The organism is Salinibacillus kushneri, from assembly GCF_900111405.1.
Classification (GTDB): Bacteria; Bacillota; Bacilli; order Bacillales; family Alkalibacillaceae; genus Salinibacillus; species Salinibacillus kushneri.
Window position 1 is genome coordinate 150,938 of sequence record NZ_FOHJ01000002.1, and the last position, 17,283, is coordinate 168,220.

Consider the following 17,283-nt stretch of genomic DNA (forward strand, 5'->3'; position numbering starts at 1 on the left):
TTATACTGCTCAGACTGAAAAAATAATAAAAGTGATAGAATTAAACCAGCAGCCGGTCGAATTCTGCGTTAGGCTGACCGAAAGTCCAAACGGTCCAAATAGCCAAACGGAATTCACCGGCTCTTTAACCGAATCCTCATTCAAACTGACCGAATAAAATCCCCAATTGACAGAATTCAAATCAAAAACCTTCCTAAAAAATGCAGCGATAGACCTTCTTTTGTCCTGAAACCTACAAAAATGCCAGACTAAACCAATTAATGACCACTTATCGAAAAATTCAGGTGATTTTGTTTTGAAATGAACGTTGCCTGATTGATGTCTTTTCCCTAAAGTGAATAAAGAATCAAAAACTAAAATACATACTAAATAACTTCTAAGGAGTATTGAAAACATGTGTGGAATTTTTGCAATGACAGGGAATTTGAATGATACGTTAATGAAAGATGTGTTAAACAGTATGCAGCATCGAGGGCCGGATGAGGGGAGTGATGTTAGACTTGAGCATTTTCATTTAGGTCATCAGCGTCTTTCTATTATAGGATTGGAGGATGGCATTCAACCAATTAAAAATAAGAAACAATCAAAATGGATTGTTTGTAATGGAGAGATTTATAATTATCTTCAACTAAAGGAAGAGCTAAAGGATCAGGTACACTTTTTAACAGAGTCAGACAGTGAAGTTGTACTTAAGATGTATGAAGTGGAAGGAACAAAAGGGGTTCAACAGCTTGATGGGATGTTTGCTTTTTTCATTGCTGATGAAGAGCAAAACACCTTTTTGGCTGCCCGGGACACACTTGGGATTAAGCCCCTTTATTATGGAAAGGATACTAAAGGACATTATGTGTTTTCATCAGAATTAAAAACGTTGTACCTTGTAACGAATGAGGTTCATGAATTTCCAGCAGGACATTATTATACACCGGAAACTGGATTTGTTTGTTATCGGGAGATTGAAGAACCAAAACAAACGGATATGTTTTCTGCTCAAGCTCAAAATGAAATCACTGAGAAAATTAAAAATCAACTGACTAATGCCGTTCAAAAGCGTCTATTGGCAGACGTAGAAGTAGGGGTACTTCTAAGTGGAGGCTTAGACAGCAGTTTAATCTCCGCACTTGCTACGAAACTGAATAAAGGGGAACAGCCGGTAAAATCCTTTTGTGTCGGCTCTGAGGACAGTGAGGATCTGAAACGTGCCCGCGAAGTAGCAGAGGCAATTGGAACGGATCATTATGAGTATGTGTACTCAAAAGAGGAATTACTTGATGTCTTACCTAAAGTGATTTATCACCTTGAGTCCTTTGAACCATCTCTCGTTCGCAGTGCCTTGCCCAACTATTTTGTGTCGAAACTCGCATCAGAGCACGTGAAGGTTATTTTGTCTGGTGAAGGAGCCGATGAATTATTTGCTGGCTATGAGTATTTGAAAAATTATCAGGATGATAAGGGTCTTAATAACGAAATTATCCGTATTATTCGTTCCCTTCACAATATTAATTTACAGCGTGCCGATCGTATGAGTATGGCTCATTCTTTAGAGCTTCGGGTACCGTTCCTGGATTTAGGACTCATTAAAAATGCCTTAGCCATACCGGCAGAATCGAAGCTTCATACTGATGAGCATATGGAAAAATGGATTTTACGAAAAGCGTTTAGTGGATTACTGCCTCATTCCATACTCTGGCGCAAAAAAGAAGAGTTTTCTGCGGGAAGCGGTGCTTTAGATATTTTAGAAGAGCATGCCAATCAAGTAATGTCAGATAAAGAATTCCATGACCTTAATCAGGAAGCACCTGTTGAACTTAGAAGTAAACAAGAATGCTTATACTTTAAGATTTATAAAGAAATTTTCCCTGAAAAATCAGCCATTGATATAATGGGACGCTGGGCAACAGCTTAATAGACTATATAAAATCTGCTGGAGCAATTTAATAGGAACTTAGGGAGGGAACACCATTGGTTATATGGGGATGTTCCTTCCCTAAGTGGTTTTTGTATAGTATTTTAAATACCACTCTTCAAATTCTTCAGCAGGTAAAGCATGGCTGTAAAAGAAGCCTTGTCCATATACGCCTTTTTTAATTAAAATTTCCAGCTGACCGGCTGTTTCCACCCCTTCGACAACCACTTTTGCATTCAGGATTTTTCCAATTTTAATAATCGTTTTCAGCAACGAATAGACACGGCGGTTTTCTAAGGCATCATTTAAAAAGGTCTGATCAATTTTTAACTCATCCATCCTGATATCCTTAATCATGCTTAAAGAAGAGTAACCAACACCAAAATCATCGATGGAAATACCAATCCCTAAGTTCCTTAGCTCTTCAATATTTTCCTTGGCCTCCTCATAGAATAATAATGCTGATTCGGTAATTTCCAGGGTAAGCAGGGCGGATTCATTTGCTCTTCGGAAATCATTTGTTTTAAACGACTTATAAAATTTGGATTCATCAGCTGTTTTGTTGAAATATTAACGGATATAGGAAAGGGCATTAAGTTATGATCGCGGAATTTCTTAGAATGCTTGCATGCCTCACGTAAAACCCATTCCCCAATTGGAATAATTAATCCTGTTTCCTCTGCAATTGGAATAAATTCTTTAGGTGAAATGCGTCTAAATCACATTCCCAGCGTAATAATGCCTCTGCGCCGGCAAGACAGCTTATCGATAAATTGATTTGCGGCTGTAAATGAATGGCCAGTTCCCCATTGTCAATCGCCTTGTGAAGACGGGTTTCGAGCATGATTTTTCGTTTCATTTTCTGGTTTAACTCGTCATTATAAAACTGATAATTATTTTTTCCGCTTTCCTTTGACAGGTACATCGCAAAGTCAGCTTTTTCAATTAACGATTCCGCATTATCCTCTATAATGGGATACATACTAATGCCTATACTGGGTGTTGAAAATATTTCATTTCCTTTCACCATATAAGGATGGTTCATATTTTTTATGATTCTCTCAGCAATTTCTTCTATCTCATCCTCACTTGAATCTTCAATAAGAACTAAAAATTCATCCCCACCCTGTCTTGAAACAATATCACCTTGTCGAATACAGGTTTGCAGGCGCTCTGCCATTTGAATTAATAAACCATCTCCTACTCGATGTCCAAGTGTATCATTGACTCGTTTGAAGTTATCGAAATCGATAAACATGATACCGATTGATGTATTGGTTTTCTGAGCTGAAATGAGTGTTGCTTCAAGGTAGCTTTGAAACCAATTGCGGTTAGGCAGACCAGTCAGGGAGTCGTTATAAGCCATCTTGTTCATTCTTTCTTCAGTTTCTTTTTCGCTTGTAACGTCAAAAACCACTCCGTCTACTCTTGTAACTTCTCCATATTAATTGTAAACGGGAGTCCCGCGGTCTTCTATCCAGCGAATTTGTCGATCAGGACGAATAATTCGGTATACGACTTTCGTTTTCTTTCCCCTTTTCTGCTTTTCAATGGCCCCTTTTAATATATCCTGATCTTCAGGATGAATGGATTGAAACCAAATCTGGGGATTTTGTTCAAATTCCTTCCTTGATACACCGTATATTTTAGCATTTCCTTCAGAAACAGTTACGTGGCCTGTTTTGACGTTCCTTGTCCATAAGGTAATATCATTATTATTGAAGATTTCACGAATATTTTTTTCATTTAGCTTCATTTTTCCTGCCAGGTAACCAATAGAAATGGACGTAACAAATCCGATAAAATTAATAAACAAAATTCTTAATAGCTCTTGTGATGAAAGCGATGAAAAGGTTTGAAAATCAACACTAATTCGTATGGATAAAATGATTAAGAGTGAGAGAACACCGCCAAATAAACCTAAGTGATAGGAAAATAAGGATACAGAAATTAAGTTCAGTAACCAGAATAGCCCAGTATTTATATTTGAAGATAAATGCTCAATCCCAATCGCCAATATAAAAATAAGACCACTGATTAGCCAGACGTAAAATGGAATTTGTTTAATACTGTATTTACTCAATTGAAGTCACCTGCAACTATGTAATAGATTAGTAGAACACTTAAAACGATTCTTGTTTTTATTAAACCATTTTTCTGTATGAATAAAAAGTCCTTTTATTTTGAAAGTATAGGGAAAATACGTAAGTCTATATGCTTATTTTATGCCGGCGTGTATTAATTAATTACCAGTAAATACTAGCTAAGAGTAGACCTATAGTAGAGCTGAATCATGTATAATATATAGGAAGAAGGTGAGGGGAAAGGAGAAAAAACGTGAAAAAGAAGCCTTGGATAAAAATAGGCATTGGCTTATTGATCATCCTATTATTAATAGATATTATCGGTAGTATTTACTTCTATAATCTTGCTATTGATCGCGATTTTCCTAAGGACTTTTTAAATGGAAATGATGATTTAGAAGTGTCAGGGGAAGCGATGGAAGTTATGCTTGAAGGGGACTGGCGTAACTGGGTGGCAAATCAGGATTTTGATACATGGAAAATGGAATCCTTTGATGGGTTAACCCTGCAAGGCTATTTTCTTGAAGCAGAAGAGCCTACGAATAAAACAGTCGTGTTTGCCCATGGTTATTTAGGAAACGGCAGTCAAATGGGGCTGTTTGGTCAGTATTACTATGAAGAGTTAGGGTATAATATGTTTACAGTAGATATGCGTGGTCATGGGAAGAGTGAAGGAGATTATATCGGTTTTGGCTGGCACGATCGACTGGACTATGTCGATTGGGTAAATAGAGTTGTAGATGAGTTAGGCCCTGAAACTGAAATCGTTTTACATGGGGTATCAATGGGAGCTGCTACGGTATTAATGGCAAGTGGTGAGGAGCTTCCGGACAATGTAAAGGCAATTGTTGCGGATAGTCCTTATACGAGCGTCTATGATTTATTTGATTATCAGATGAAACGTATGTTTAACGTACCGGCTTTTCCGGTTTTACCAAGTACAAGCCTTGTAACAAAAATAAGGGCCGATTATTCCTTGAAAGAGGCATCCGCACTCAAACAAGTAAAAAAAGCGGATGTACCTATTCTTTATGTTCATGGAAATGACGATGCGTTTGTCCCTACTGAAATGTCCAAAGAGCTATATGAAAATACCAGTAGTGAAGCGGAACTGATAACATTTAATGGTTCAAGCCATGGAGAAGCATTTGTTATTCATAAAGAAGAATATGTAGCGAAATTAAATGAATTTTTAAATAAGCATATGAACCCTTAATTCTATTTTACGAACTAGAAATATGTTAAAATTTATCTAAATACTGGATCTTCATTTGTCAAATTAGTCATATCATGATAGTTTTTAATTACCAGTGTGTGTTTTGCACCTAGTATGTCAATCTTTACAAAAAGACGTACAACATCTATCCATAAAATATAGTTATAACCAAAATGGAGGGGAATAATTGTGAACATTATTGTTGCAGGTGGGGATGGCTTCTGCGGATGGCCAACAGCCCTTTACTTATCCAAACAAGGTCATGATGTATCCATCATTGACAACACTATTAGAAGAAAAATGGACGATGAACTTCATTCAAATTCCATTACACCAATCGCTTCCTTAGAAGAACGAGTAGAGAAGTGGAAGGAGTTAACTGGAAAAGAAATCCGTACATATAATGGAGACCTTAACCACTATGATTTCCTAAGAGAAGTACTCAAGCAGGAAAAGCCGGACGCGTTCGTGCATTTTGCTGAACAACGCTCTGCACCTTATTCCATGATTGACCGTGAGCATGCCGTATTTACGCAGACAAACAATGTCGTAGGTACATTAAATGTATTATATGGTATTCGCGAAATTGTACCGGATTGTCATCTTATTAAATTAGGTACTATGGGTGAATATGGGACACCAAATATTCCAATTGAGGAAGGCTTCCTTGAAATTGAACATAAGGGCCGTAAGGATGTTTTACCATATCCTAAACAACCGGGTTCCTTCTATCATCTGTCTAAGGTTCATGATAGCCACAATATTATGTTTGCCTGCAAAATCTGGGGCATTCGTGCAACTGACTTGAATCAGGGAATTGTTTACGGGCTTGAAACAGAAGAAACCAAAATGGATCCAGTGCTAACGAACCGTCTGGACTATGATGGTGTATTTGGTACAGCCTTGAATCGTTTTATTATCCAGTCCACAATTGGTCATGACTTAACCGTTTACGGGCAAGGTGGTCAAACCCGTGGATTCTTAAACATAAAAGATACAGTTCGTTGTATTGAAATTGCAGCAAATAATCCGGCTGATAAAGGCGAATTCCGTGTATTTAACCAGTTTACAGAGGAATTTTCTGTACTAGATCTTGCCAAACTAGTACAAAAGGTAGCGAAAGAGGAAGGCTTTGACACAGATATTGCTCACCTTGAAAACCCTCGTGTGGAATTAGAAGACCATTTCTTCCATGCTGAAAACACGAAGCTTAAGGATCTTGGGCTGGAACCACATTTACTAACAGAAGAGGTTGTTCGGAACATCTTGAAAGCTGTTGTTGATCACAAAGACCGCGTGATTAAAGAAAATGTGCTTCCTCAAGTTTCCTGGAAATAATGCAATAAGGAAGTGTATTCCATGAAAATTGCCATTGTAACGGAAACATTTCTCCCTTCTACAGATGGAATTGTAACAAGACTAACCGCCTGTATCCGTTACTTTTTGCAAGAAGGGCATGATGTACGAATTATTGCACCTGACCTTGGCGTGTATGAATTTGAAGGGGCAAAAGTTGAAGGGATTCCAGCTCGGACCCTTCCTTTTTATCGGTCGAAGAAGTTTTCACTGCCAACACGTAAGGTGAAAAAAATTCTGGCAGATTATGAGCCTGATGTTGTACACGTGGTCAATCCAGCGTTAGTTGGTTTTTCAGGTGTACGTTACGCTAAGCAGCTTGGTTATCCCATGATTGCTTCCTATCATACGAATGTAGCTCAGTATCTGGATTATTATAAATTATCTCCTTTTAAAGGACTTATTTGGTGGTATTTCCGAAAACTTCATAATAAAGCTGATTTAAATCTTTGTACATCTAAAACCGTACAGGATGAACTGGTTGATCTTGATTTCTACAATGTCCATGTCTGGAAGCGTGGCGTTGATACCGAGATGTTTCAGCCTAAACGGTATGATGACGACATGCGTGAACGTTTAACAAATGGTCAAAAGGATAAAATATTATTACTATATGTTGGCCGGCTTGCCGCTGAAAAGGAAATTGAAAAGATTAAATCGGTACTGGATGAATCAGACGATTTTGTTCTGGCTGTTGTGGGTGATGGTCCACACCGTTCTGCCCTTGAAAAACATTTTGAAGGGACTCATACCGTTTTCACAGGATTTTTACATGGTGAAGAGCTGGCAAAAGCCTTTGCTTCATCGGATGTGTTTGTATTTCCTTCAACGACAGAAACCCTTGGCCTGGTTATTATGGAGGCTATGGCATCTGGTCTTCCTTTAGTAGCTGCTAAGAGCGGACCAACGTGTGAACAAATTGAAGACGAAAAAACAGGTTTACTTTATGAGCCCGATAAATCAACGGACTTTAAAGATACAGTCTTACGTTTTAGAGATGAAACATTACGTAAACGTTTAGCTGATGCCGCACATGAAGAAATTAAAGAGCTAGGATGGAAAGGTGCAGCACAGCAAGTTTTAGATTATTATAAAGAAGTCGCAAGGGTAGATGAAGAATTAAAACAAGAGCAATCTTAAACTTGAACATCTAATAGAGGGATTCCATGGGAAATGATAAGAAGAAAAAAGGTCCATTCCAATTCATGCAATTCAGTGTAATTGGAATCGCCAATGCGGCGATAGATATTGGGGTACTAAATGTATTACTAATTTTTTTTCATACCGAAGATCAAGGATTGCTGCTCTTATATAATACGATTGCCTATACACTTGCTATTGGTAATAGTTACTTTTGGAATGCCAGTATTACCTTTAAACGCTCAGCAGAAGGAAGCCATTGGCAGCGACTTACCTTTATTGGACAGGCTATTGTGAGTTTAGGTGTTAATAATCTTGTCTTTTTTGCTGGCAATGTATTATTAGCATTTATTGGTGTGCCAAACTGGTTACGGTATAATATTGCCAAAGGCTTAGCGATGTTTTTTTCATTCTTGGCAAGCTTCTTTATGATTAAATATTTTGTGTTTAAGGATTTCGGGGCTGGGAAGGTAAAGGAATAATAGCCTATAGAAACCAGGTCTTGAAATGTAAGTAAGAGTTGAGAGTCCAGATTACGATGAGTGATCTGGACTCTTTTGTGTAAGTGCACTGGATGCGGGAAGGCTAGGAGACGGAAATCTCGGAAAGGAATACTATTTTAACAGACTGAATGATCCCATCAATTGACAGAATCAGACCAGGCAGACAGAAATCTTCGTAAGTTAGACTTCATAATTATAAAAACAGACGTGAATATCACGGAATGGAAACAGAATCCACAACAAAGGCAAAATGAATACAACATAACCAGAAAGGATTATCCGTTATCCTCAACATGAGTTAAAATTCCTGGAATGTATATTAACCTTTGTAACAGAATCATTCGATATGGATACAGAATTATCGGCAAAATAGACAGAATAAATTCAACAATGAACACAGTCCATTAAACTTATTGTGGTTTTGGTTGAAGAAGTGGGGAGTGTTTCATCATTTCAAGTTATTGTTCAGTAATTCACAAATTATACAAATCTTTGTTACGTATATGTGAACTATTGAACAAAGTGGTTTTCAAATATAAGTTTCATGATAAGATATAAGTGTAATAAGGAAACAGCAAAAAATGGTCAGCCATGGGGGCCAAAGCTGTTACACTTATTCAACACATATAAAATCAAATGTGAAAAGTTGAACAAAATTTTAAAGGGGTGGATTTATATGTTTAATCATATTCTACGTCATAATAAATATGTTGCAGGTGTACTAGCGTTTCTAAGAATATATATTGGATATCAGTGGATTACATCAGGATTTGGTAAATTGACAGGTGGAGGCTTTGATGCAAGTGGATTTATTCAAGGGGCCATTGCAAGTGCTAGTGGTGATCATCCTGCTGTACAAGGCTGGTGGGCAGCATTTCTGGAAAGCTTCGCGTTACCTAATGCTGAGTTGTTCTCGTTTTTAGTCATGTGGGGAGAATGTTTAGTAGGTCTTTCGCTTATCTTAGGAATCTTTACAAACTTTGCAGGATTAATGGGAATGACCATGAACTTCGCATTTTTATTTAGTGGAACAGTAAGTACAAATGCTCAAATGGTACTATTAACCTTATTTATCGTTGTTGCAGGATACAATGCAGGTCGCTTTGGTTTAGACCGTTGGGTAATGCCTTTCTTAAACAAACATAATCTTACATTCAAAAGTCGTAAAAAACAGAAAGATGAAGTCGCAGTTGCCTAATTATTATAAAGAATAAGAATAAGAGCTTATGAAATATAAAATGACGCGATTAAGAGTCGCGTCATTTTTTTTACATAAACGGTCATATACTTTTACTAACATGAAGGAAAAGGTGGTCTTGTTGAGAAAACGGTGCAGGATGAAAGCATGAAAATATAATTCTCTTAAAAGAAAGTGGCTATTTTCCTCTTTTAAGGGAAAGAGATAGGCTGAAAATTATACAAATTTTCATAATCATGTGGTACAATGATAGTATCATACTAACTAGTCAGTATTTGTACCTTGCAACAAATGGTTTTAATGATTTTATGAAAGCGTTAACAATAGGTGGGGAGGAGATCATTTGAGTTTAATTCAGGATTTGTTCCAACTGGATGGGAAAGTAGCAATCGTAACGGGGGGTGGCCGTGGTCTTGGAAGACAAATTGCTCTGGCATACGCAGATGCTGGAGCAAAAGTTGTAATTTGCTCGCGTAAGGTTGAGAATTGTGAAGTGACAGCTAAAGAGATTGAAAAAATAGGTGGGGAAGTTTTAGCTCTTCCGTGTGATGTGAAAGAGCCGGACCAAGTGCAGAATGTAGTGGGCCAAACGATAGAGAAATTTGGGAAAATTGATATTCTTGTTAATAATAGTGGGGCATCCTGGGGGGCACCCGTTTTAGAAATGCCGCTTGATGCCTGGTATAAGGTGATGAATGTCAATGTAACCGGTACTTTCCTCATGTCTCAGGCTGTAGGAAAGTATATGGTCGAGCAGGAGAGTGGAAAAATTATTAATCTATCATCAATCGCTGGTTTAAGAGGTGTTGATCCACGTGTCATGGATGCTGTTGGCTATAACGCTAGTAAGGGTGCCATTATTACAATGACAAAGGATTTAGCAGCCAAATGGGGACCCTATAACGTTCATGTCAATTGCATTGCACCAGGATTTATTCCAACGAAAATGTCCAAGGGAGTGTTAGAAAAAGGAGGCGGAGTAGTATCTGAATTAACACCATTACGCCGTCTGGGCAAGGAGGAAGAAATTCAAGGGATTGCATTGTTTTTAGCTTCACAAGCATCCAGTTATATCACAGGTGAAACGATTTCTATTGATGGTGGAATGAGTGCTACATAAAATATCTGAGGAGGAATGAATATGGAAAAGGTATGGAAAAAGCATTATCCGGATCATCTTAAAAGTGAGATTGAGATTCCAGAGCTTGCTACAACAGATATGCTGCAGCAGACAATCAAAAAGTTTGGTGACCATAAGGCCATTCATTTTTATGGAAGGGAGATGACCTATAAAGAACTTGGCAAGCAGGCAGAGGCTTTTGCTTCCAGGCTTCAAGAGGATGGTGTTTCAAAGGGTGATCGTGTTGCCTTGATGCTTCCCAATTGTCCGCAGTATGTCATAAGCTACTATGGCATCCTTCAAGCGGGAGGAACGGTTACTCAAGTAAACCCAATGCTAGTTGGTGGTGAGCTTGAGTATATTTTAAACGATTCGGGTGCAAAAACTATAGTGATTTATAAGCCGCTTCTTCCAGTATTGAATCAGATCATTGATCAAACAGATGTTGAGAAGGTTATTCAGGTAAGTCTGGGTGATGAAACTACAGAAGATGACTTAGCGGTTGAATTTACCGATTATATAAAGCAGGCCTCCAACCCTCCGAATCCAGTTGGTATTGATCCAGAAGAGGACATTGCTGTTTTACAATATACAGGAGGCACAACAGGTAGATCAAAAGGAGCCATGCTCACCCACCGAAACATTGTCACAAACACTATTCAGGCCTATGAATTTTTTAAAGATGAAATCGAAATTGGAAATGAACGTTCCCTAACCGTTATTCCTCTCTTTCATGTGTTTGGTATGACATCTGGTATGAATCTCTCCGTCTATACAGCTGCTATGAATATTATACTTCCTAAGTTTGAAATAGAAGAAGTTCTGCAAACAATCAAAAACCTCAAACCAACATCTTTTCCAGGTGTACCAACCATGTATGTAGCCCTTAACAGTCATCCGAAAGCAGAAGAATATGGACTTGACAGTATCAAAATTTGTAATAGCGGAAGTGCTCCAATGCCGGGCGAATTAATGCGTTCGTTTGAAGCTAAAACAGGAGCCAAAATCTTAGAAGGATATGGGTTGACTGAGGCTTCTCCAACCACTCACTGTAACCCAATGTTCTCAAAACGGAAGCCTGGAAGTATAGGTATTGGTGTTCCTTCAACGGATTATAAAGTAGTGGATCTTAGCGATGGTACAACTGAAGTTCCTTATGGAGAAACCGGTGAGTTAATTATCAAGGGGCCTCAGGTAATGAAGGGATATTGGAATATGCCTGAAGAGACAGCGGATACCTTACGTGACGGCTGGCTTTACACAGGTGATCTTGCACGTATGGATGAAGATGGATACGCTTACATTGTGGATCGGAAAAAAGATATGATTATTGCGAGTGGCTATAATGTTTATCCTCGCGATGTTGAAGAAGTTCTATATGAACATCCTGCTGTTCAGGAGGCTGTAGTTGTAGGGGTACCAGATGAATATCGTGGGGAAACCGTAAAAGCCGTTCTCGTCTTAAATGAGGGACAAAGTACTACGGAAGAAGAAATCATTGCGTATTGCCGGGAACATTTAGCGGCATATAAAATCCCCCGTATGGTTGATTTTAGAGAGGAATTGCCCAAAACCAATGTTGGTAAAATTTTGCGACGAAAAGTAAGAGAAGAAATGGCGTAACCCTCTATTTTTAGTAGATTCTTTTAAAGAAGCCTGGAGGGTTGCAAATGAAAGATCAAATTATTAAATCTTGTATAGAGTGCTTTGAGAAAAACGGCTTTATCGAAACTTCCATTCAAGATGTTGTAGACCAGATAGGTGTTACTAAGGGGACGTTTTACTACTATTTTAAAAGCAAGGAACAGGTCCTGATGACGATTCATCGCAAATATATTGACACGTTATTACAACAACAGCAGCAGGTGATGGATGACACGACACTTACCTATAAAGAAAAGCTTGAAGGTCTGGTAAGGGTACTGATAACCAATATTACGCCTTTAGGTAACAGTGCGCGTGTATTTCATCGTGAATATCGTCATTTAAATGAGGAGCATATGAGTGAAGTGCGAACAAAACGAAATCAGGTACGAACCGCTATGGAAAAGGTGATACGTGATGGAATAAAAGCTAAGGAATTTCGACGTGATATTCAAGCGGATATTGTTACTCTTGGTATATTAGGGGCGTGTAATTGGAGTTATCAATGGTTTCAGTCTGATGGTGTTTTTACTGATTCTGAAGTAGCAAGTATATTTATTGATATGATTTGTCAGGGGATTGAAGATTCTGTATAGAAAAAGCCTATGAATGGGTTGAATAAGAAGAGAGGTGTTCGTTTGAAACATGAATGTAAAGTAAAGGTAAGAGCAAGCGAAACAGATGCCTTAGGCCATGTGAGTAATATCAGTTATTTTATTTATTTAGAAGAGGCGCGCATTGAAATGTTTAAAGATTTAGGAGAGCTTCTAGATATGGAGTCATGGCCATTTATTCTTGCATCTACTTCCTGTGATTTTAAACAGCAGGCGTATTTTGATGAGGTCATGACGATTCGTACGTATGTAAGTAAAATGGGAAACTCCAGCTTTCATTTACGACACAAATTTGTAAATGAAAGAGGACTGATTGCTGAAGGTACAGCGATTATGGTTTATTTTGATTTTAACAAGCAAAAGACTACCTCTATACCAGATTCTGTTCGACAAAAGCTTGAGCCTTATATAGAGGAGAATGTGGTGCAAGGGAAAAGATAAAGAGATATATTTTAGTGGATATGGATTAAATAAAATATGATGGGAGAAAGATGGTGACCCAAAAATTAGAGTTTTCATTATCAACGGGTTGGCTGGTTTTGAGTTCAATATTGTATTGAACTTAAACCAGTCATTTTTTCTTACATTCGTTCGTTATTGTAGTAATAAATGTATTCCTTATTCTCTTTTGCTTCAGTTCACTATTGGATGAGCAAAATTAGAAGGTTTTACTAGTTAATGGTATTATTTTACAATATATGGTTTGTGCTAATAAAAAAAAGGAATTTTATTATGTTTGGACTTTACATGTCAATTATTCTTTTTAATGTTGTTGCATTCAAAACCAATAAATCATTAGCTGCTAAACAAATTGCACACATATGGACTTTTACAATTGCGTTTCAAAGTAGTTTCGATATTTACATAGACATAAAATATCATGCTTACTGGTATTTTGAAAAAGCAGTTGACTGGAATTCCTTACCCGCCCATTTAGTGTTACTTCCACCTATTAATACGATGTTTTTAAGTTGGTATCCACTTCATAGTCCATTATTGAAGCAAATACGGTACTTCTTTTATTGGGAAATTACCCTGTTGATATATGAGTTTATTACCTTATTGCCGGAACCATGGGGTTATTTTTATTATGGATGGTGGCATTTGGGCTATTCAGCAGTTTTAAACCCGGTACTCTTAATCATTTTATTACTATATTTCAAGAAATTTATTAAAGAATGATATGGGAAAATGATTTAAAACTGTATGGAAACAGGGGAAAAAGGGAGATGTTTGATGATAAGACGGAAGATTCTTCGTGCATTTTTTCTCCTTGTGAATACTAACATTTTTCTGATTGGTGATTGCAGCGAATAAATACTGAGAATAAAAGGTTATCCATGATACAATATATGAAAAATTTAAAATGGAGAGGATAACATGCTGACCGATTATCATGTACATATGGCTGAAACTGGGGAATTCACAACAGAGTATTTGAAGGAATATTTACAACAAGCAAAAGAGAAAGGTATTGAGGAATTGGGCATTTCAGAGCATGCCTATTTCTTTAACGAGACTAAGGATATTATCTCAAACCCGTGGATTGATAATCGACGTGGGTTAAACTTCAAAGACTACCAGGCGTTTTTTGATCAGGCAAGAGCGGAAGGCCTTAAAGTGAAAATGGGGATTGAAATGGATTACACCCCAGGTAAGGAAAAGGAAATGGAGCAGTTTATCAAGGCTCATCCCTTTGATTATGTGATTGGATCGGTTCATTGGATTGGTGATTGGGGAATTGATTTAGCCATTTATCGTGATGAATACGAAAAGCGGGACATTTATGAAGCCTATGAACAGTATTTTGACCAGATTGTTACTTTAGCTGAATCCAGACTGTTTGATTTTGTCGGGCACATTGATTTAATAAAAATTTTCTCCTATAAGCCTGACAATCAAAATTTTGTGGAAAAACAATATGACCGGGCCGTTGAAGCTTTAGCCAAATCGGGCACTTGTATAGAAATCAGTACAGCAGGTTTTCGCAAGCCTGTTGGTGAAATTTATCCAGACCCAATACTGCTCAAAAAATGCTATGATGCTGGCGTTGGCATTGTGACATGTTCTGATGCCCATGCACCGAAACATGTAGGCTATGCGTTTGATCAGTCCCTTGAATTGGCACGTTCGGTTGGGTATCAGGAGATTCAGGTGTTTAGTAAACGGAAGAGAGAGACTTATTCCTTAGATTGATTGGTGTCAAGGAATCATATTAGTTGTCGTTACACGCTTTAATGACAAACCATGCACGTGGACTCATAATGTATTCACGTGCTTTTTTTCTTCTTATAACCGTACATTTTAATATATAAAGTTAAACAACATTTAGAAAATTGTGTGCTAAGATAACTGTAGATTAACGTAATTTACCATCTGAATAAGCATACAAACTCAATTGCTGAAAAAGATACATATAGAGGGTGTTTGATCTATGATAAAACCAGAGGTATTAAAAGAAGGAGACACAATTGGAATTATTACACCATCCACACCAGCACCTGTAAAATTTAAACAGAGGTATGAAAGAGGATTGAGATTCCTTCAAAAACTTGGCTATGAAATTGTTGAAGGCAGTTGTTCAAATAAGAGTCAGGCGTATCGTTCTGGAACGATAAAAGATAGAGTGAATGAATTCAATGAACTCATTCATAATCCTGAAGTGAAAGCGATTATAAGTACGATAGGTGGAACAAATTCAAATTCCTTATTACCCTACATGGATTATGAATATCTAAAGGATCATCCCAAAATTATTATGGGCTATAGTGATGTAACATCCCTTCTCTTGGGTATTTATACAAAAATTGGACTTGTCACCTTTTATGGACCAGCCATTATCCCGTCCTTCGGTGAATACCCTGACATGCTTCCAAAAGGAGTGGAGTATTTCAAAAATATAGTCACAAAACAAAAATCTGCACCATATACGCTTGAAATTCCAAATGAGTGGACAGATGAAATGCTTGATTGGAACACCCAAACGAGAGCTAAAAAGATGTATGAAAACAGAGGCTGGACTTGTTTGAGAAAAGGTAAAGCATCAGGTAAATTAGTTGGTGGAAATTTGAATACCATGTCTGGATTCCTAAATTCCCAATACTTTCCTGACCTGACGGGATCAATTTTATTTATAGAAGATTCATATAAGGACATGGCACTAGAGGAACGACTTTTTAGTATGTTAAAAGTTTCTGGTATCTTTGATAAGATTAGCGGTTTAATTGTGGGGAAGCATGAACAGTTTGATGATTTAAACGCCCCTTTCACTTTAAATGAACTGTTGCTTGAGGTTATAGGGGATACCAACATCCCTATCCTGACAAATGTTGATATCGGACATACCTTTCCATCACATGTTTTTCCTATAGGGATAAACATAGAATTAGATGCTGAACAAGGCAAAATCACCTTTATGGAAGACGGGGTTTTATAAAAAATTTCAACAAAGGAGTTAGATAGGATTAGTTTACTTAATCTCGGGAGTGTCGTGCTTGGACTAATTTCCTGGACACTTCCTGTTGTTCATGCCATACGAAATAATAAGCGTAGGCGTAGGAATGGGGTCACTTTTTCCATTAGGAGCATCATTGCCTGTGCAACTGCGCTATGTTTCCAAATATTCTATACCTATCATCTCGTAAAGATAGTGAGAGTGCATTTTGTTTAGCTTCTTTTAAGACAGAATTTCTTTTAGAATATGTAATCATGGACATTTTACTCATGGCGAATAATAATAGACAAATGGCAACAATGAGGAATAGAAAGTCCATGTGTAAGACCTCCTTTGTATTTATGACACGATTTTCAATTAGTAATCATGCCCTGCACTTTCATTTTAATTTTCGGCTTTTTTCTTTTTATAGGAACCTATTAAGCTTGCATCATCTTCAGGATTTTTATCTTTTTTGGTCAACAAACCAACAATCCAGATGACAGGTCCAACTAACATTAAACAACAGCCAACAGCCGCCCCTAAAAATGCTCCGCCGATTCCGAAAAAGCCGCCAAACAGTATAACGGATGGAAAAAAGAGCAGGATACCAGCTATTGTAGATATCCAACCAAATCTTATTCTACTTTTACGATTTTCCGGGATAGTTGCTAAAATAATTGTCACCAAAAATATTACAAAAATAGCCATAATAAGTCCTGTATATACATATCCCATTACATCACCTCTTCGAAATAGTAAATAAGCAAAAAAAGTTAGATAAGGCATTTTAATTACGGCTATGTTAAAGCTTATTGAAGGTTTTCTGCCAAGTTGATTGGAGCTGAAGTGCACAATACTCCTGTGGCAAGAGCGGTATACGGGGCCCTGGGCCGATGCCGAGGAGGCTCCCGGACCGCCCGCGGAAATCGAGCGCACTGGAGTGGAAATAACACCCATGTTTAACAGAGCCTTAATTATAAAGAATGTACATTCATTTATGATGTTTTACTCTTGAATAATACATTATCTAACCTATTTTAAAAATAATTAAGCCAGTTTTAAAAAT

19 protein-coding genes are annotated in these 17,283 nt (G+C 37.5%); 13 read left to right on the top strand and 6 right to left on the bottom strand.

Annotated features, from left to right (window positions below; genetic code table 11):
• Nucleotides 1-394 precede the first annotated feature (394 nt).
• Complete coding sequence (gene asnB, locus BMX63_RS03200) at nt 395-1,906, top strand: asparagine synthase B (protein ID WP_093131917.1); 1,512 nt, start codon at nt 395-397, stop codon at nt 1,904-1,906.
• 81 nt (nt 1,907-1,987) lie between these two features.
• Here the strand turns inward: asnB and BMX63_RS18380 are convergent, their stop codons facing one another.
• Genes BMX63_RS18380 through BMX63_RS18395 form a run of 4 tightly spaced genes read right to left on the bottom strand, consistent with a single transcriptional unit; the run spans nt 1,988 to nt 3,989 of the window.
• Nucleotides 1,988-2,395, bottom strand: coding sequence for an EAL domain-containing protein (locus BMX63_RS18380; protein WP_245732718.1), 408 nt, complete (start codon nt 2,393-2,395; stop codon nt 1,988-1,990).
• Nucleotides 2,323-2,616, bottom strand: coding sequence for an EAL domain-containing protein (locus tag BMX63_RS18385; protein WP_342731516.1), 294 nt, complete (start codon nt 2,614-2,616; stop codon nt 2,323-2,325). Before BMX63_RS18385 ends, BMX63_RS18380 begins: the two co-directional genes overlap by 73 nt.
• Nucleotides 2,571-3,323, bottom strand: a complete 753-nt coding sequence (locus BMX63_RS18390; RefSeq protein WP_245732693.1) for a diguanylate cyclase domain-containing protein — start codon at nt 3,321-3,323, stop codon at nt 2,571-2,573. Before BMX63_RS18390 ends, BMX63_RS18385 begins: the two co-directional genes overlap by 46 nt.
• A 27-nt stretch (nt 3,324-3,350) precedes the next feature.
• Nucleotides 3,351-3,989, bottom strand: coding sequence for a PAS domain-containing protein (locus tag BMX63_RS18395; protein ID WP_245732694.1), 639 nt, complete (start codon nt 3,987-3,989; stop codon nt 3,351-3,353).
• Between the two features lie 254 nt (nt 3,990-4,243).
• On the opposite strand from BMX63_RS18395, the gene BMX63_RS03210 reads away from it, so the two are divergent.
• From BMX63_RS03210 to BMX63_RS03265, 12 genes are all read left to right on the top strand, one after another.
• Entirely contained in the window at nt 4,244-5,206 is a 963-nt protein-coding gene (locus BMX63_RS03210) for an alpha/beta hydrolase (protein WP_093131919.1), read from the top strand.
• 189 nt (nt 5,207-5,395) lie between these two features.
• A complete protein-coding gene (locus tag BMX63_RS03215) occupies nt 5,396-6,544 on the top strand; it encodes an NAD-dependent epimerase/dehydratase family protein (RefSeq protein WP_093131921.1) in 1,149 nt (382 codons plus the stop codon).
• Nucleotides 6,545-6,565: 21 nt separating this feature from the next.
• Nucleotides 6,566-7,702: a glycosyltransferase family 4 protein gene (locus tag BMX63_RS03220; RefSeq protein ID WP_093131923.1), complete on the top strand. Its 1,137-nt coding sequence runs from the start codon at nt 6,566-6,568 to the stop codon at nt 7,700-7,702.
• A gap of 26 nt (nt 7,703-7,728) precedes the next feature.
• Nucleotides 7,729-8,184 (top strand): GtrA family protein, encoded by a 456-nt coding sequence (locus tag BMX63_RS03225; protein WP_093131925.1) that lies wholly within the window; start codon nt 7,729-7,731, stop codon nt 8,182-8,184.
• A gap of 697 nt (nt 8,185-8,881) precedes the next feature.
• The gene (locus BMX63_RS03230) at nt 8,882-9,403 is read left to right on the top strand and encodes a DoxX family protein (protein WP_093131927.1); all 522 of its coding nucleotides are present in this window, start codon (nt 8,882-8,884) and stop codon (nt 9,401-9,403) included.
• Between the two features lie 343 nt (nt 9,404-9,746).
• Nucleotides 9,747-10,523 (top strand): SDR family oxidoreductase, encoded by a 777-nt coding sequence (locus BMX63_RS03235; RefSeq protein ID WP_093131929.1) that lies wholly within the window; start codon nt 9,747-9,749, stop codon nt 10,521-10,523.
• Nucleotides 10,524-10,538: 15 nt separating this feature from the next.
• Nucleotides 10,539-12,146 (top strand): long-chain-fatty-acid--CoA ligase, encoded by a 1,608-nt coding sequence (locus BMX63_RS03240; protein ID WP_093131931.1) that lies wholly within the window; start codon nt 10,539-10,541, stop codon nt 12,144-12,146.
• Between the two features lie 47 nt (nt 12,147-12,193).
• On the top strand, nt 12,194-12,763 hold the full coding sequence (locus BMX63_RS03245; RefSeq protein WP_093131933.1) for a TetR/AcrR family transcriptional regulator: 570 nt from the start codon (nt 12,194-12,196) through the stop codon (nt 12,761-12,763).
• Nucleotides 12,764-12,772: 9 nt separating this feature from the next.
• Entirely contained in the window at nt 12,773-13,222 is a 450-nt protein-coding gene (locus BMX63_RS03250) for an acyl-CoA thioesterase (RefSeq protein ID WP_093131935.1), read from the top strand.
• A gap of 306 nt (nt 13,223-13,528) precedes the next feature.
• Nucleotides 13,529-13,963 carry a hypothetical protein gene (locus tag BMX63_RS03255; RefSeq protein ID WP_245732695.1) on the top strand — a complete coding sequence of 145 codons (435 nt, stop codon included), beginning with the start codon at nt 13,529-13,531 and terminating at the stop codon, nt 13,961-13,963.
• Nucleotides 13,964-14,161: 198 nt separating this feature from the next.
• Nucleotides 14,162-14,977: a histidinol-phosphatase HisJ family protein gene (locus BMX63_RS03260; protein ID WP_093131939.1), complete on the top strand. Its 816-nt coding sequence runs from the start codon at nt 14,162-14,164 to the stop codon at nt 14,975-14,977.
• Nucleotides 14,978-15,215: 238 nt separating this feature from the next.
• Nucleotides 15,216-16,217, top strand: a complete 1,002-nt coding sequence (locus BMX63_RS03265; protein ID WP_093131941.1) for a S66 family peptidase — start codon at nt 15,216-15,218, stop codon at nt 16,215-16,217.
• Nucleotides 16,218-16,368: 151 nt separating this feature from the next.
• Here the strand turns inward: BMX63_RS03265 and BMX63_RS03270 are convergent, their stop codons facing one another.
• On the bottom strand, nt 16,369-16,554 hold the full coding sequence (locus tag BMX63_RS03270) for a hypothetical protein (protein WP_093131943.1): 186 nt from the start codon (nt 16,552-16,554) through the stop codon (nt 16,369-16,371).
• A gap of 65 nt (nt 16,555-16,619) precedes the next feature.
• The gene (locus BMX63_RS03275) at nt 16,620-16,952 is read right to left on the bottom strand and encodes a hypothetical protein (RefSeq protein WP_093131945.1); all 333 of its coding nucleotides are present in this window, start codon (nt 16,950-16,952) and stop codon (nt 16,620-16,622) included.
• Between the last annotated feature and the right edge of the window lie 331 nt (nt 16,953-17,283).

Coding starts and splice junctions, on each gene's coding strand:
- BMX63_RS03225 (WP_093131925.1), top strand. CDS start 7,729: ATGGGAAATGATAAGAAGAAAAAAGGTCCATTCCAATTCATGCAATTC.
- BMX63_RS03255 (WP_245732695.1), top strand. CDS start 13,529: ATGTCAATTATTCTTTTTAATGTTGTTGCATTCAAAACCAATAAATCA.
- BMX63_RS03230 (WP_093131927.1), top strand. CDS start 8,882: ATGTTTAATCATATTCTACGTCATAATAAATATGTTGCAGGTGTACTA.
- BMX63_RS03240 (WP_093131931.1), top strand. CDS start 10,539: ATGAATATGGAAAAGGTATGGAAAAAGCATTATCCGGATCATCTTAAA.
- asnB (WP_093131917.1), top strand. CDS start 395: ATGTGTGGAATTTTTGCAATGACAGGGAATTTGAATGATACGTTAATG.
- BMX63_RS03245 (WP_093131933.1), top strand. CDS start 12,194: ATGAAAGATCAAATTATTAAATCTTGTATAGAGTGCTTTGAGAAAAAC.
- BMX63_RS03270 (WP_093131943.1), bottom strand. CDS start 16,554: ATGGACTTTCTATTCCTCATTGTTGCCATTTGTCTATTATTATTCGCC.
- BMX63_RS03265 (WP_093131941.1), top strand. CDS start 15,216: ATGATAAAACCAGAGGTATTAAAAGAAGGAGACACAATTGGAATTATT.
- BMX63_RS03260 (WP_093131939.1), top strand. CDS start 14,162: ATGCTGACCGATTATCATGTACATATGGCTGAAACTGGGGAATTCACA.
- BMX63_RS03250 (WP_093131935.1), top strand. CDS start 12,773: ATGAATGGGTTGAATAAGAAGAGAGGTGTTCGTTTGAAACATGAATGT.
- BMX63_RS03275 (WP_093131945.1), bottom strand. CDS start 16,952: ATGGGATATGTATATACAGGACTTATTATGGCTATTTTTGTAATATTT.
- BMX63_RS03220 (WP_093131923.1), top strand. CDS start 6,566: ATGAAAATTGCCATTGTAACGGAAACATTTCTCCCTTCTACAGATGGA.